At 45.3% G+C, this 14912-nt stretch carries 13 protein-coding genes, 1 tRNA gene, 1 rRNA gene and 1 pseudogene; 14 read left to right on the forward strand and 2 right to left on the reverse strand.

Translation table 11 applies throughout. The features are described 5' to 3' along the window. Window positions 1-72: 72 nt before the first annotated feature. Window positions 73-1218 (forward strand): aminotransferase class I/II-fold pyridoxal phosphate-dependent enzyme, encoded by a 1146-nt coding sequence (locus tag FED51_RS03075; RefSeq protein ID WP_053432290.1) that lies wholly within the window; start codon window positions 73-75, stop codon window positions 1216-1218. Window positions 1219-1236: 18 nt separating this feature from the next. On the opposite strand, the gene FED51_RS20995 is transcribed toward FED51_RS03075, so the two are convergent. Then, window positions 1237-1395 carry a hypothetical protein gene (locus FED51_RS20995; protein WP_010896720.1) on the reverse strand — a complete coding sequence of 53 codons (159 nt, stop codon included), beginning with the start codon at window positions 1393-1395 and terminating at the stop codon, window positions 1237-1239. Window positions 1396-1560: 165 nt separating this feature from the next. On the opposite strand from FED51_RS20995, the gene rrf reads away from it, so the two are divergent. From rrf to FED51_RS03120, 9 genes and pseudogenes are all read left to right on the forward strand, one after another. Then, a 5S ribosomal RNA gene (gene rrf / locus FED51_RS03080) occupies window positions 1561-1676 on the forward strand. A 118-nt stretch (window positions 1677-1794) separates the two neighbouring features. After that, window positions 1795-1868: transfer RNA gene (locus tag FED51_RS03085), tRNA-Met, on the forward strand. Between the two features lie 169 nt (window positions 1869-2037). Next, window positions 2038-3262, forward strand: a pseudogene (locus tag FED51_RS03090) (ISL3-like element IS651 family transposase). A 159-nt stretch (window positions 3263-3421) separates the two neighbouring features. Continuing rightward, complete coding sequence (gene thiL, locus FED51_RS03095; protein WP_053432289.1) at window positions 3422-4408, forward strand: thiamine-phosphate kinase; 987 nt, start codon at window positions 3422-3424, stop codon at window positions 4406-4408. 11 nt (window positions 4409-4419) lie between these two features. Further along, window positions 4420-4893 carry a tRNA (adenosine(37)-N6)-threonylcarbamoyltransferase complex ATPase subunit type 1 TsaE gene (tsaE, locus tag FED51_RS03100; RefSeq protein ID WP_010896722.1) on the forward strand — a complete coding sequence of 158 codons (474 nt, stop codon included), beginning with the start codon at window positions 4420-4422 and terminating at the stop codon, window positions 4891-4893. After that, window positions 4874-5584, forward strand: a complete 711-nt coding sequence (gene tsaB / locus FED51_RS03105) for a tRNA (adenosine(37)-N6)-threonylcarbamoyltransferase complex dimerization subunit type 1 TsaB (protein WP_053432288.1) — start codon at window positions 4874-4876, stop codon at window positions 5582-5584. The genes tsaE and tsaB overlap by 20 nt, the downstream gene beginning before the upstream one ends. Then, window positions 5577-6032: a ribosomal protein S18-alanine N-acetyltransferase gene (gene rimI, locus FED51_RS03110; protein WP_138090277.1), complete on the forward strand. Its 456-nt coding sequence runs from the start codon at window positions 5577-5579 to the stop codon at window positions 6030-6032. Before tsaB ends, rimI begins: the two co-directional genes overlap by 8 nt. Then, window positions 6029-7045, forward strand: a complete 1017-nt coding sequence (gene tsaD, locus FED51_RS03115) for a tRNA (adenosine(37)-N6)-threonylcarbamoyltransferase complex transferase subunit TsaD (protein ID WP_083445657.1) — start codon at window positions 6029-6031, stop codon at window positions 7043-7045. Before rimI ends, tsaD begins: the two co-directional genes overlap by 4 nt. A 329-nt stretch (window positions 7046-7374) precedes the next feature. Beyond that, on the forward strand, window positions 7375-9531 hold the full coding sequence (locus FED51_RS03120) for a hypothetical protein (protein WP_053432285.1): 2157 nt from the start codon (window positions 7375-7377) through the stop codon (window positions 9529-9531). A gap of 44 nt (window positions 9532-9575) precedes the next feature. Here the strand turns inward: FED51_RS03120 and FED51_RS03125 are convergent, their stop codons facing one another. Next, window positions 9576-11504, reverse strand: coding sequence for an ABC-F family ATP-binding cassette domain-containing protein (locus tag FED51_RS03125; RefSeq protein WP_053432284.1), 1929 nt, complete (start codon window positions 11502-11504; stop codon window positions 9576-9578). 162 nt (window positions 11505-11666) lie between these two features. On the opposite strand from FED51_RS03125, the gene FED51_RS03130 reads away from it, so the two are divergent. The 4 genes from FED51_RS03130 (at window position 11667) to FED51_RS03145 (ending at window position 14892) form a co-directional block, all read left to right on the forward strand. Continuing rightward, window positions 11667-12302, forward strand: coding sequence for a redox-sensing transcriptional repressor Rex (locus FED51_RS03130; protein WP_010896728.1), 636 nt, complete (start codon window positions 11667-11669; stop codon window positions 12300-12302). A gap of 30 nt (window positions 12303-12332) precedes the next feature. Next, entirely contained in the window at window positions 12333-12527 is a 195-nt protein-coding gene (locus FED51_RS03135) for a twin-arginine translocase TatA/TatE family subunit (RefSeq protein ID WP_053432283.1), read from the forward strand. A gap of 12 nt (window positions 12528-12539) precedes the next feature. Then, window positions 12540-13301, forward strand: coding sequence for a twin-arginine translocase subunit TatC (gene tatC / locus FED51_RS03140; RefSeq protein WP_053432282.1), 762 nt, complete (start codon window positions 12540-12542; stop codon window positions 13299-13301). A 166-nt stretch (window positions 13302-13467) separates the two neighbouring features. Further along, window positions 13468-14892 (forward strand): MDR family MFS transporter, encoded by a 1425-nt coding sequence (locus FED51_RS03145; RefSeq protein WP_138091087.1) that lies wholly within the window; start codon window positions 13468-13470, stop codon window positions 14890-14892. Window positions 14893-14912: the final 20 nt, after the last annotated feature.

The following is a 14912-nucleotide window of genomic DNA, read 5'->3' on the forward strand; positions in this document are numbered from 1 at the left end:
AAAAGCGATCCTTGTCAGAAGAAGCAGAACTTTTGTACAATCTAAAGAAAAGCAAACAAGGTGGCTAGGAGTATGAGAGAGAAAAAATTTGCAACAAAATCGGTTCACTTTACAGAAAAAGAAATAAGCAAAAACCGTAGTAAATCTAAGCCCATTTATCAAACATCTGCCTTCGTGTTTCAAGACTTAGATGATATGGAAAGCTTCTACCGAGGGGAAAAGGAGTATTTGTACACAAGGTATGGGAATCCAAACAGTGATGACCTTGGCAAAGGGGTGGCTTCTTTAGAGCAGGCAGAGGATGGCGTAGCCACATCAGCAGGAATGTCAGCCATTTTAGTTGCACTCCTAGCTTTACTTGAAAAAGGAGATCACTTGATCGCCGCGAATGATTTGTATGGTGGGACTTACCAACTGTTGGCGGAGGAGCTTCCGAAGCTAGGAATCGATGTCAGCTTTGTTCCATTTCAAGAGCGTGAAGTGGTGAAACGTGCGATTCGAAAAGATACGAAAGTGCTCTATTCAGAGACAGTCACCAATCCATTGCTACGGGTGGAAGATATTCATCAGGTCGTTGAATTAGGAAAGGAACACGGCCTTTCAACTGTTATCGATAATACGTTTGCCACACCTTACTTTGTTCAACCTTTAACATGTGGTGTAGATGTAGTCGTCCATAGTGCAACCAAATATATTGGCGGGCATAGTGATGTGACAGCGGGTGTCGTCGTAGGATCTGCAGAAATCATTCAGCAAGTTCGGCAAAAAGTCGCGACTTTGGGTTGCAACTTAAGCCCATTTGAAGCGTGGCTCGCTTCGAGAGGATTAAAAACATTGGCATTAAGAATGGAACGACAAGGGGAAAATGCTCAAGCTCTCGCCACATTTTTTGCGGACCATCCAGGGGTTTCCCAAGTGTTCTACCCGACGACTGTCTCGAAACGCGGCAATGGGGCAATAGTGACGATCCGCCTAGCCGAAAAGGTAGAGGCAGCAACCTTTTTTGAATCATTAGACTGGGTGAAAATTGCACCAACATTAGCAGGTGTTGAAACAACCGTGTCTTATCCGATTCAAACGTCTCATCGAACAGTGCCAGAGTCGCTTCGACAAGAGTTAGGAATCGACAAGCAACTAGTAAGAATTTCGGTTGGTATTGAAGATATTGAAGACATCATGGCCGCGTTCGATAAGGCCATTAAAAAAGCTGGCTCTTAAAGGAGCCAGCTTTTTTCGTCAGGACTTATTGTGAGTATGAAAGATAAATTCAAAGAAATCTTGTAGTAACGGAATTTGATCGGTAAATAGGAGTACGGGTAAAAATAAGGCGGTTAAGACGAGCCCAACCGGCGTTAATATCATGATGCGAGCTCCTTGCCAGAAGATCTTAGCCATGACATTCCCTCCTTTTTAAACTAAAAAGCAATGAAAGTATTGGAATGTTTTTAATCATACTACCGAACTTTAAATTGTGCAATAGATTAATTGAAAAAAATATTGAGAAAGACCTTGCATTGAATGTAACAGTGTGGTATTATTTATTTTGCAGTCAAAAAACTGTTTGGTGGCGATAGCGAAGAGGCCACACCCGTTCCCATGCCGAACACGGTCGTTAAGCTCTTCAGCGCCGATGGTAGTTGGGGCCTTGCCCCTGCGAGAGTAGGACGTTGCCAAGCAGCTTTAACTGCATCCATTATAGAAACAACATCATTAGGACGCGGGGTGAAGCAACGAGCGAAGCATCTGCCGAGAAAGCGACCTTAGGAACAACAACATCCATTTACTTTATAACGACGCGGGGTGGAGCAGTCTGGTAGCTCGTCGGGCTCATAACCCGAAGGTCGGCGGTTCAAATCCGTCCCCCGCAATACCAAATATCCTCATTCGTGGAAGAATGGGGATTTTTTACTGTCTTCTTTTGTGGCTCTACAATAAATGTTGGGGTTTTTGCACAAAAGAGGGGCAAAAAAAATGCACGCAGGCTCCTTTATCCATTATCCTTGAATTGTTGAGAAACAAAGAAAGGATAGGAGCTGCGTGTACGATGAATTTTACCATGGATTTGCCCGGATTAAAAGGTGTGAAGGTCACAAAGATGGAGGAACGAGAGGACTTTATCGCGCTCCATGTAGAAATGCCGCGAACGCCTCATCGTTGCCCATCCTGCGGGGAGAGAACCGAGAGAATCCATGATTACCGCATCCAAAAAGTTCAACATCTCAAGCTCTTTGAACGGTGGGTGTATCTATTCTATCGAAAGCGCCGGTACGCGTGCAGATGCGGGAAGCGGTTTGCGGAGAAAGCCTGTTTTGTAGAGCGATATCAGCGTCAGACAGTGGAATGGAATCAAGCGTTTCGCTTACGGCTCATTCAAGGGAAGAACTTTACGGACACAGCGAATCAATTCCAAACGTCCGTGACAACTGCCATGCGCCGGTTTGATCAATTGGCGGCCCCCCTCGTGAAGAAGGTGGATCACCTTCCTCCTCGGATTGCGATTGATGATTACAAAGGGGATACGAATGCGGGGAAATATCAAGTGATCATTGCGGATGCAGATACACGGAAGCCGTTGGATATCTTACCGGATCGTAAAGCCGATACGCTTAAACGATATCTTCAAGAGAAGGGTCATCATGTAAAAACAGTCGTGATGGATCTTAGTTATACCTTCAAGTCGGCTGTTCAAAAGGCCTTAGGCCACCCGCTCATCATTGGGGATCCGTTCCATTTCTGTCGTTACATCTACTGGGCTCTGGAAGGGGTTCGCCGCCGAGTGCAAAAAGCGTTCCATCCGTATCATCGAAAACGATGTAAACGGATCAAACATCTGTTTCAGAAAGAGAGAGAAAGACTGGATGATAAGCAAAAGAAGAAGGTGGAGCGGTACTTAGAGCTATCCCCTGATTTAAGGGAAGCGTATGAGCTAAAAGAACATTTTCGTCGGTGGTATCAAGAAGCGAAGATGCAAGGAAGGGAAGGACGAATGAGCGAGGTGAAGCAAGGGCTCTACGCCTTTTACCGAAGAGTGGAGGCGAGCCGGTTAAAGGAGTTCCACCGAGCCATTCAGACGCTGAAGAACTGGCAGACCGAGATCTTGAATAGCCTCGCGTTTGGCTTAAACAATGGTTTTATTGAAGGACTGAATAATCAAACGAAGGTGATTAAGAGAAATGCCTTTGGTTTTCGGCGTTATGATCGCTTGCGAAACCGTATTCTCTTGCATCATCAATTCAAACATCAGACATTCGGGGTAGGATAAGAGGGGCTCGCCCTCCTATGCCACCCCAACATTTGACTAAGAACCTCTTTTGTGCTGGGGACAGATTTTTGCTTTTATGCTTGGGAACGGAGAGAAAATCGGCTACACTAATAGAGGATGAAACAGATCGGATAAGGGCTTCATAAGGAGGTGATCCCCATGCGCGATGAGTTTTCACTTATTCGTTCAATCTCTCCGGCAAACGTTCATCAACCTTCATTGCATGTTGGAATTGGTGATGATGCTGCGATTTATGAAGGAGCACCTGAAATGGAGGAAGTGCTCTGTGTGGACACGATGGTGGAAGAAATTCATTTCAGGCGTGACACGTTAACGCCTTTTCAAATTGGATACAAAGCGTTAGCGATCAACATAAGCGACTTAGCGGCGATGGGGGCTACGCCAAAGTTTTATCTCGTGTCCATTGCGGTCCCTCCCCAATGGTCTGATCGGGAGATTAAAACTCTTTATAGAGGGATGGCTGAGTGCGCAGCGCCCTACCGAATGGATTTAATTGGTGGAGATACGGTCTCGACGAATGCAAAGCTTGTCGTGACGGTAACAGCGGTAGGGCATGTCCCGAAAGGAACTCGCTTGCTTCGGCAACGTGCTCGGCCAGGGGATGTAGTCTTCCTGACAGGTACGGTCGGTCAATCTGCCGCAGGGTTAGAGCTTTTAAATAAAAAAGGCCTTCACGGTCCCTTTACAGAAGAAGAGGAGCTACTCGTTCTAGCCCATCAACAGCCACAGCCGCAGGTGGAAGCAGGGCACCTATTTGCTCGTTCGGGCTATCGGATCGCCCTCAACGATGTTAGCGACGGGGTGGCAAGCGAGGCCAATGAATTAGCAGAGGCAAGTAAAGTGAAGCTTGTGCTCAAAGCTAACACCATTCCCCTCCACCCTGCTATGGAGACCTTTTCAAAGGAACAACAGCTTGAATGGGCGCTGTTTGGTGGCGAAGATTTTCAATTGATTGGTACGGCAGCGGTCGACGCTTTTGCTTCTTTGCAACAGCTAGCTATAAAGCGAGGGATTTCCTTGACTGAGATCGGCTATGTAGAGGCGGGGAGTCCTGTTGTTGAGTTGGAGGAAGGGACGGCCCGTAGCGTATTGAAAAAAAGTGGATATAATCATTTCGCAAAATAAAAGGTGATGGAATGAAACGGTTGATGATGATAACCCAGTCGCCTGAGGCTACAATGGCATTTGCGCAAAAGCTAGCAGACAAGCTTCTTGCCGGAGATGTGATTACACTAGAAGGAGATTTGGGTGCAGGGAAAACAAGCTTTACAAAAGGACTTGCTCTTGGCTTAGGCATAAAACGTGTCGTCAAGAGCCCGACGTTTACAATTATTCGTGAATACAAAGGACGATTACCCCTCTATCATATGGATGTTTATCGATTAAATGAAGAGGAAGAGGACCTTGGATTTGATGAATATTTCCACGGGGATGGAGTGACGGTCGTGGAATGGGCCAGCTTGATTGAAGGGCGGCTACCTCCTGTTCGCTTAGCGATTACGATTACTCATGCAGGGGAAAACGAACGCCAGCTTTCATTTACAGCCTACGGAGAGCGCTGGGAAGAGGTATTAAAGGAGTTATTGGATCATGAAGACGTTAGCGATTGATACGTCCACCTATGTAATGGGAGTTGCCATTTTGGACGGTAACCAGTTAGTAGGAGAAGTGACGACAAACCTTAAAAAAAATCATTCACTGCGACTCATGCCTGCCATCGAGTCATTAATGAAGGAGGTGGGCGTAGCTCCTAATGAGTTTGAGCGGATCGTTGTCGCCCAAGGGCCGGGTTCTTATACAGGGGTTCGTATTGGAGTGACAACAGCCAAAACGTTGGCTTGGTCGTTAGGTATCTCGCTAGTGGGGGTGTCGAGTCTTGAGGTGATGGCACAGCACGGCTACTATGCGAAAGAATTAATTGTCCCGTTAATTGATGCGAGACGGGGGCAAATTTACAGTGGGACGTATCGATGGAATGGGAAAGAAGTAGACGTGGTTGAAGCAGACCGACTGATTTTGGCAGGAGATCTAGCGAGAATGTTAGCTAAAGCAGGCGAAGATGTGCTCCTAATCGGTCAGGATGTGAGCATGCATTACGATACATTTGCGGCTGTGCTTGGTGAAAAAGTGAAAAGGGCCCCGTTCACGCACTCGTTACCTCGTCCTGCGGAGCTTGGCCGTTTAGGACAACAGCGTTCACCGATAGAAAACCTTCATGCATTTGCACCAAGCTATTTGCAATTGGCAGAAGCAGAAGCAAAATGGCGTGAAGCGAAACGGCAGGATGAAAACAATGGTTGAGAAGAAAGAGCGCATCCGCTTTATGACTGTTGATGATGTGGATGCGGTGGTTCGTGTAGAAGAGCAAACATTTACCGTTCCGTGGAGTCGAGAAGCGTTCATAAATGAAGTTACAAATAATCAATTTGCCCGCTATGTCGTATATGAAGTAGGAGAGCAAATTGTCGGGTATTGTGGTGTTTGGGTCGTTTATGATGAATCTCATATTACTAATATTGCGATCCATCCCGACTATCGTGGGGAAAAGCGCGGCGAGGCTTTGCTTCGATACATCCTGGAATTTGCCCGATTATTGGGAGCGAAAAAATTATCATTAGAAGTGCGAATCTCAAACGAAATTGCTCAACGACTTTACCGTAAATTTGGGTTTCAAGCCGGGGGCATTCGGAAAAACTACTATACCGATAATCAAGAGGACGCACTAGTCATGTGGGTGATGTTGTCATGAATGAACGAGAATTGATTTTAGCGATTGAAACGAGTTGTGATGAAACATCGGCAGCTGTGATTGAAAGTGGAACCACCATTTTAAGTAATGTTGTTTCGTCGCAAATTGATAGCCATAAAAGGTTTGGCGGTGTTGTCCCTGAGATCGCCTCCCGCCATCATGTGGAACAAATTACAGTCATTGTGGAGGAGGCGATGCATGAGGCTGGAGTGGACTTTGCTGACCTAGCAGCGGTTGCTGTTACCGAAGGGCCTGGACTTGTTGGAGCTTTGCTCATTGGTGTCAATGCGGCCAAAGCGATCGCCTTTGCCCATCAACTCCCTCTTATCGGAGTCCATCACATTGCTGGGCATATTTATGCTAATCGCCTGCTAAAGGAGCTAGAGTTCCCTTTACTAGCCCTTGTCGTTTCCGGCGGGCATACCGAATTGATCTATATGGAGAATCACGGGGAGTTTGAAGTGATTGGTGAAACTCGTGACGATGCAGTAGGGGAAGCGTATGATAAAGTGGCCCGAACATTAGGTCTTCCGTATCCAGGTGGCCCGCATATCGACCGACTAGCGGTAAACGGGGAGGATACGCTCCAATTTCCTCGGGCGTGGCTGGAGCCTGACTCGTTCGACTTTAGCTTCAGTGGCTTAAAGTCAGCCGTGATTAATACGCTCCACAATGCAAAGCAGCGAGGAGAAAACGTTCAGGCAGAGGATGTAGCGGCCAGCTTTCAAGCCAGTGTGATTGATGTACTAGTGACAAAAACGAAAAAAGCAGCAGAAGAGTATAAGGTCAGACAGGTGCTCCTTGCGGGTGGAGTTGCTGCCAACAAAGGATTACGTACTGCTCTAGAGGAAGCATTTTTTAAAGAGCCAATCGATTTAGTGATTCCTCCTCTTTCACTTTGTACAGACAACGCCGCCATGATTGGTGCAGCAGCAAGTATAAAATTCAAGCAACAGACGTTTGCTGGTATGGATTTAAACGGCCAGCCAAGTTTAGAGCTAGAGAACGATTAACCGATGTATAACCCCTTTCTAGGAGTAAAAACTAGAAAGGGGTTTTTAATTGTTATGACATCGGTAAGTTTTCTTTCTTTAGAGGATTTAAGGAAAAAAAAGTCCCGACTATCGTCCGGATAATATTTATCCACAAACATGTGGATGAAGTGGAAAACTAATAAAAATAGGGAACGGAATGGACTTTAAGTTGTGCACAAAAATGCTGTGGATAAATGGGGTGTTTTGGGGATAACACCTATTTTCCTTGTAAAAACTTAATTTTATCTGTGAGTAATCCTGTGAAAAATGTGGATATGTAGAAAAATCGCTAAAGTGGGGCATTTATCATGAAATGGTTTTATTCGTGTTTATTAGCATCAATGTTAATTTTAGGGTGTTCGTCGCTAGCTGAAGCCTTTGAACATGAAACAAGCAATCTGATTCTTCTTCTCGTTCCATCCCTTTCTTTTGATGAAGTAGAGTGGTTGTTAGAACATGGGCAGCATTCAGATATGTGGGAAACGGGACACTTGGCGGCGATGAATATTCGATCCGATGGTCCGTACTCTTACCTAAATAGTACAGTGACATTGAGTCTTGGAGCGAGAGGAGAAGGGGTAAGTGATTGGAATGCGTTTGAACGAGGGGAGCTCGTATTAGGACAACCGGTGGAAGCCATCATGCAACAGTGGCTTAGTCAAAAGCAAGAAAGCCAGCTTTCTCATCCTTACCTCCCTCAATTGGTTAAAAAAAATGCTCAAGGCCATCTCGTTGGTCGACTCGGAACGTTACTAAAGCAACACGATGTGACAATGAACGTTTTTGGACATAGCGATACGGCAACAGAACCACATCGTTACGGATCTTTGTTTGTCATGGATGGTCAAGGAAGGGCTACCGGTGATCTACAAGGAACGGTACGAGCCCTAATGAGTGCACCGCACGGAATGGCGATGAACGAAGAGGCACTGCTCTCAAAGCTGCGTGACCAAACCGATTCGAAAGCATTCACTGTAATTGAGTGGGGGGATCTGTACCGATTATTTGATCAGAAAAAGAACATGCCATCAGCTATTTTTGCAGAGAAGCGGGCTAAGGAGCTCTATCGTCTAGAGACATTTATTCACAACGTGACGACAGGCTCTGCCTCTGATGTATGGCTTCTTGCCCCGATCATGCACGATGAGGCGTATAAGCAAAAGAAGCGTTTAGCCCCCACTTATTTTTGGGGCAGCGGCTTTAAAGGTAGTCCGTATTCTGCTTCTACTCGCAGGTCTGATGTACTTGCCAATGTTGACGTGGCGCCAACGATCCTATCGTACTTTCATATTAGTCCGGACCCACAAATGACAGGGAGGCCCCTTCTGTTTCAAGTAGATAGTGTAGAAAACGATAAAGAGGCAATTGTCTCTGAAGTGAATAAGCGATTTACGATTTTTCGTACACGTGGGGCGGTCTTATCTAGCTATATTACAATGCTTGTCGTCATGCTTCTTGTGGCGAGCATCGGAAGTTGGGTAAAAAAAGGGAACCCACGCTGGCGATTAGGGATGAAAATGATTCTTGCTTCGGCCGTTAGTACGCCACTTTGGCTATTAGTATTGACGCCATTCGTGCACGAAGTTGGCCCATATCTCTTCGTGCTCACGGTTATTGGATGTTCCCTTATTTTGGGGTGGACGGCGACACAACTAAGCGCACAACCGATCTGGCTTTTAGGATTTCTTTTATTTGCTGCGATCAGCATAGATTTAATGAACGGTGGCCCGTTCATTGCCACTTCGTATCTTGGCTATGATCCGATCATAGGGGCCCGTTATTATGGGATTGGCAATGAATTTGCCGGATTGTACATAGCTGCAGCTGTTCTTCTCATCACAGGAGCTGTTTGGCAAACAGAGCTGTGGAAACGGCTAGTGATTGTGTTTGTGGTGAGCGGATTTACACTCATGATGCTCGGAATGAGTCAGTTTGGAGCGAATGCTGGAGCTACGCTGTCGGCGGGGATTGCGTGTGCCTTTGTCGGTTATACGCTCATTGGAAAACAGCTGTCAAAGTGGAATTTAGTCATTGTGAGTGGGGGCGCACTTCTCATCACCCTTTTGTTACTGTTTGTTTTACAAATGAATAGCCCGTCTACACATATAGGTGACGCGTATGAGCGGCTGCTTTCTGGAGATATCCAGTACGTCCTTCAAACAATGAAACGAAAGGTAGCCATGAACATGACGATTTTTCGCTATTCAAACTGGACACAGCTTTTTGTGACGAGCTACCTTCTTCTCGGTGTTCTGATCTGGACGCAAAGTGCCAAAAAATATGACGCTGGTCAATCGTTGTTTTTAAAAGGGGGCATTGTTGCTTCAGTAGCCCTATTGTTGTTAAACGATTCAGGGGTAGTAGCGGCTGCAACCTCCATGTTTTTCATCGTGTCCACGAACTATTATTGGCTGCTTGCCCAAATGCAAAATGGGAAAATGATGAGCGAAGGAAAAGAGATGTAACAAAACTCCCCCTTGAAAACGTGTTGTCTTCTGGGGGAGCTTTATTATCCTTCTTCTGCATGGAGAAGCTCCCATTCTTCCATGAGGGCATCGACGGCTTTTTTCGCTTCATCGATGGTCTGTTGATGTGAGAGAGCTTTCTCATGATCTGTAAACACTTCCGGATTACAGAGGGCTTCTTCATGTGTAGACAGTTGCTTCTCTAGTTCCTCAATGGAGGCTTCAATTTGTTCGATTCGCCGTTGACGCTGGCGCTCTCGTTTCTTTTGTTCCTTGTCCTGTTCAAAGCTCCCTTTCTTTGATGAGGCAGCTGCGGCATGTGAAGATGATTCATCGAGTCGTTCCCGCTCTTTGATTTCTTGCTTTTTCTCTAAATAGTAATCATAATCTCCTAAAAAGACAGATGGTTGTCCTCCATCTAGTTCGATAATTCGTGTCGCCATTCGGTTTAGAAAATAACGATCATGGGAAACGAACAAGAGCGTTCCTGGATAATCGATCAACGCGTTTTCCAACACTTCTTTACTATCGAGATCTAAGTGGTTGGTCGGCTCGTCCATAATAAGCAAGTTCGCTTTCTCCATCATAAGTTTGGCGAGCGCTAGGCGTGCCTTTTCGCCTCCACTCAAATCAGACACCACTTTTAGCACGTCTTCGCCGCTGAACAAAAAGTTTCCCAGAACCGTACGGATGTCCTTTTCAGGTAAAAGGGGGTAATCATCCCAAAGCTCATAAAGCACTTGTTTGTTCGAGTGCAAGTTCGCCTGTTCCTGATCATAATAGCCGATTTTTACGTGACTTCCATACTCAATGGTGCCCTGCTCAGCTTGAAGCTTTTTAGTTAACAGCTTTAGCAGCGTTGACTTTCCTGCACCGTTAGGTCCGATGAGTGCAACACTTTCTCCGCGATTTAGGTCAAGATCTAACCTAGAAAAAAGGGGATCTCCGTCATAACTGAACGTAAGATCGCGAACACGGAGAACATCATTACCGCTTTGTCGCTCGATATCAAAGAAAAAGGAAGCCGATTTTTCGTCGCTGTTCGGTCGATCTAGTTTCGTCATCCGTTCAAGGGCTTTTCGTCGACTTTGCGCCCGTTTTGTTGTCGACGCTCTGGCGATGTTACGTTGAATAAAATCCTCAAGCTTTGCCACTTCTTTTTGCTGTTTTTCGAACTCTTTTAACTCCTGCTCATACCGAAGTGCCTTCTCATCTAAATAGTGACTGTAGTTGCCGACATATTTCGTTGATTTCGTTCGTGAGATTTCATAGACTTGCGTCACGAGCTTATCAAGGAAATAGCGATCGTGGGAGACGATCAAAATCGCCCCAGGATACGCGGATAAATATTGCTCCAACCATGATAGAGTATCGATGTCTAAATGGTTCGTCGGTTCATCTAAAATAAGCAAGTCAGGCTTTGTCAGTAATAGCTTTCCGAGAGCAAGACGTGTCTTTTGCCCACCGCTTAGAGTGGCGATTTTCGTTTCATGGTAAGGAAAATCAGCAAATTGCAAACCAGCGAGAACATTGCGGATGTCTGCCTCGTATTGATAACCGCCACGATCTTTAAACTCCACTTGCAATGAGTCATATTCCTCCAAGAGCTTTTCGTAGCTCGAGGCATTGTTTAAAAGAGAAGGGTTCGCCATTTGTTCTTCCATTTTCCGCAATCTCCGTTCCATTTGCTGGAGCGGTTCAAAGACAGACAGCATCTCGTCCCATATCGTGAGGTCGGATTCTAAACCTGTATGCTGCTCTAAATAGCCGATTTCTACACCTTTAGGAATGATGAGATCACCGCTATCATAGGAGAGCTTGTCCGCGATGATTTTTAATAACGTCGACTTCCCGGCTCCGTTTCGGCCGACAAGGGCGACGCGATCTCCTGTTTTTACTTCAAGCTTAATGTTCGACAAAATCGTTTCGGCCCCGAACGATTTTGTGATATTCACACATTGCAATACAATCATTTTTATCATCCTACATTCATTTGTTGTCTATTTTAAGTGTACCGTAATACCGGTCGATCAACAACAAACGACTCTGAAAGTAAAACGATTACATGGTTTGAGAAAATAGTGTACAATAGTAAACGACATGAATAAGGACGTGTAGATAATTGGGGGCAGACTATGAACAACGAACCAACGAAAATTCCACAAGCAACGGCTAAACGTTTACCGTTATACTATCGCTTTCTTGAAAATTTGCACGCTTCAGGAAAACAACGGGTCTCCTCATCTGAGCTAAGTGAAGCAGTCAAGGTGGATTCAGCGACGATTCGGCGTGACTTCTCCTATTTTGGTGCACTCGGAAAAAAAGGCTACGGCTATAACGTCAATTATTTGCTAACCTTTTTTCGAAAGACGCTTCATCAGGATGAGCTGACGAAGGTCATGCTCATCGGTGTAGGGAATCTAGGGACCGCCTTGTTAAACTATAACTTTTCAAAAAACAATCATACGCAAATTGTCATGGCGTTTGATGTAGATCGGGAAAAAATAGGGAATACTGTTAGTGGTGTAAAAATCGAAAATCTTGACAATTTAGAGAACAAAATAACGTCAGACGTATCGGTGGCGATCTTAACAGTGCCTGCTGCGGTTGCCCAAAAAACAGCAGACCGTCTCGTAAACGCTGGAGTGAAAGGGATTTTGAACTTTACACCAGCAAGAATTGCGGTGCCAGAGCACGTTCGTGTTCACCATATTGACTTATCGGTTGAATTGCAGGCGCTCATTTATTTTTTAAAGCATTATCCTTTATAATAGGATATAGGACAAGAAGGGGGTGTCAGTATGCCTGGAGGATTAGGTGCAGGTAGCATTCTTATTATTGCACTTGTTGCGTTGCTTATTTTCGGACCGAAAAAATTGCCTGAGCTTGGGAAAGCGGCAGGAAACACATTGCGTGAATTTAAAAATGCTACAAAGGGCTTAGCGGACGAGGACGACGATAAGAAAAAGTACGAGAATCAACAGAACGGACAGTAGGAAGGTAGTTGTATGAACGAACGAGACATGTCCTTAATGGACCATATCGCCGAGTTAAGACGGCGGATTTTAATCATCGTCGTCTTTTTTGCCATCGCCTTGGTTGTCGGATTTTTTCTGGCAACACCGATGATTACGTATTTACAAGGCGCACCGACGGCACAAGACCTTCCGATGAACGCATTCAAATTGACAGATCCATTGCGGGTCTATATGACATTTGCTTTTACGAGTGCGTTTATTCTTGTATTTCCCATTATTTTATATCAATTGTGGGCCTTCGTCAGTCCAGGTCTTCATGAAAACGAGCGCAAGGCCACATTAGCGTATATACCGATTGCATTTTTCCTATTTCTTGGTGGACTTTCGTTTGCCTATTTTATTTTGTTTCCGTTTCTGATCCAATTTATCGGGGGATTAGCGGAACGGTTACACATTAACGAGCTTTATGGGATCAATGAATACTTTACGTTTTTGTTCCAGATTACGATGCCGTTCGGTGTGCTATTCCAACTGCCGGTGGTGGTTATGTTCCTCACAAGACTTGGAATCGTGACCCCGGAATTTTTGCGCAGTGTACGGAAATATGCCTTTTTTGTCTTACTAGTCGTCGCAGGTTTTATTACACCACCTGAACTAATTTCCCATTTAATGGTTACGGTACCTCTATTACTGCTGTACGAATTTAGCATTTGGGTATCACACTTAACATATCGAAAAGTACAAAAGCTAGAGAAATTGAGGCAAGAAGAATATAGACAGGAGGAGGGCTAGGCTTACTAGCTCTTTTTTCTATTAACGGAAAGACAAACTCATGATAACTGTAACAGTAAAATGTAATGGAAACTGTTCTAACATGGGCTAAAATCAGGACATTCTAATCGAAAATCTGTTAAGATGGATAATAGTTATTTCGAAAAGCGAAATGGTGTGACAGATGATGAAAAACATTCCGAAAAAATGGATGGTCGTTTGTGCCGTCTTGTTCGGTTCATTCACGATGATTTTAAATAATAGTATGCTTAACCCTGCCATCCCTCAATTGATGAACGTCTTTGAAGCGGATGCCGTTGCCACCGGCTGGGTCATCACGATCTTCATGGTCGCGATGGGGATGACGATGCCGCTCACAGGCTATCTAGGTGATAAGATCGGAAAAAAAGAGGCATATATTCTCGGTCTTGGCATTTTTGTGCTCGGCTCTTTGCTTGGCGCATTGTCATGGAATTTACCTTCCTTGATCGTCTTCCGCGGATTGCAAGGAATTGGTGGTGGGGTCATGATGCCTTTGTCCATGACGCTCATTTTCGATGCGTTTCCGCGAAATGAGCGGGGCTTAGCAACGGGCGTATGGGGCGTTGCCTCCATGATGGCGCCGACCATTGGCCCGACTCTTGGCGGATTTATTGTTGAGACATCCAATTGGAAATATCTCTTTTTAGTTAACATTCCGTTTGGGCTACTCGGCATTATTGCCGCCGTCATTTATCTACCAAAAATCGCGCGAAGTGGACAAATCAAACTGGATCGTTGGGGCTTTTTATTTGTGACGGCCGGAGTTGGCTCGATTCCTTTAGCGTTCGGTCGGATGTCGGATTTAACCCATTTAACCGAATGGATAAACGGGGTTTTACTGTTACTTGGAGCGTTGTGTCTGTACGTGTTTGTGCAAGTGGAAAAACGTGCAGAGCAGCCACTTTTAGATTTGAGCCTTTTTCGCATCCCAGCCTATTCTTTAAGTATATGGGTAGCAGGTATTTCATCGATCGGATTATTTGCGGGAATTTTTCTCGTGCCGCTTTTGCTCCAGCAAGTATACGATTATGGCCCGATTATGACAGGACTTGTATTCTTACCTTCTGCCCTTTTTACGGGACTGACGATGTCGATCGGTGGCCGTATGTTGGATAAGCGTGGCCCGAGTGGGATTATGACGGCCGGGATGATGATTGCGGCTGTTGGTACGTTCGCTCTTGGCTACCTTCATCTTGAGACGGCATTATGGTATATTTTTGCTTGGATGGCGATTCGCGGGGTAGGTATGGGATTGACGACGATGCCAGCAACTACGACAGGGATGAATGCTATTCCTGAAGGACTTATCTCCCGTGGGTCAGCAATGAACAATGTGTTGCGACAAATGAGCTCGGCGTTCGGGATTGTGTTTATCTCTGTGTTCTTTGAGGTACGCCGCGGCCAGCTTGCCCTTGTCTCTACCTCTTTTGAGGAAGCGACTTTGCAGGCAATCAATGAAGGTTTTTTCATTGTTGGATTCCTCACGGCTCTTTCCATCCCAGCAGCATACTGGTTGGAAAAAAAAGCGAAGCAAGGTGAACAAGAGCGGGTCAATTCCACGGCAAGTTAATGGTTGAACAAAAGATCAAG

It is taken from the genome of Halalkalibacterium halodurans, from assembly GCF_005671335.1.
Lineage (GTDB): Bacteria > Bacillota > Bacilli > Bacillales > Bacillaceae_D > Halalkalibacterium > Halalkalibacterium halodurans.

Coding starts and splice junctions, on each gene's coding strand:
- tatC (WP_053432282.1), top strand. CDS start 12,540: ATGAACGAACGAGACATGTCCTTAATGGACCATATCGCCGAGTTAAGA.
- FED51_RS03145 (WP_138091087.1), top strand. CDS start 13,468: ATGAAAAACATTCCGAAAAAATGGATGGTCGTTTGTGCCGTCTTGTTC.
- FED51_RS03125 (WP_053432284.1), bottom strand. CDS start 11,504: ATGATTGTATTGCAATGTGTGAATATCACAAAATCGTTCGGGGCCGAA.
- tsaD (WP_083445657.1), top strand. CDS start 6,029: ATGAATGAACGAGAATTGATTTTAGCGATTGAAACGAGTTGTGATGAA.
- tsaB (WP_053432288.1), top strand. CDS start 4,874: ATGAAGACGTTAGCGATTGATACGTCCACCTATGTAATGGGAGTTGCC.
- FED51_RS03075 (WP_053432290.1), top strand. CDS start 73: ATGAGAGAGAAAAAATTTGCAACAAAATCGGTTCACTTTACAGAAAAA.
- FED51_RS03130 (WP_010896728.1), top strand. CDS start 11,667: ATGAACAACGAACCAACGAAAATTCCACAAGCAACGGCTAAACGTTTA.
- thiL (WP_053432289.1), top strand. CDS start 3,422: ATGCGCGATGAGTTTTCACTTATTCGTTCAATCTCTCCGGCAAACGTT.
- rimI (WP_138090277.1), top strand. CDS start 5,577: ATGGTTGAGAAGAAAGAGCGCATCCGCTTTATGACTGTTGATGATGTG.
- FED51_RS03135 (WP_053432283.1), top strand. CDS start 12,333: ATGCCTGGAGGATTAGGTGCAGGTAGCATTCTTATTATTGCACTTGTT.
- FED51_RS03120 (WP_053432285.1), top strand. CDS start 7,375: ATGAAATGGTTTTATTCGTGTTTATTAGCATCAATGTTAATTTTAGGG.
- FED51_RS20995 (WP_010896720.1), bottom strand. CDS start 1,395: ATGGCTAAGATCTTCTGGCAAGGAGCTCGCATCATGATATTAACGCCG.
- tsaE (WP_010896722.1), top strand. CDS start 4,420: ATGAAACGGTTGATGATGATAACCCAGTCGCCTGAGGCTACAATGGCA.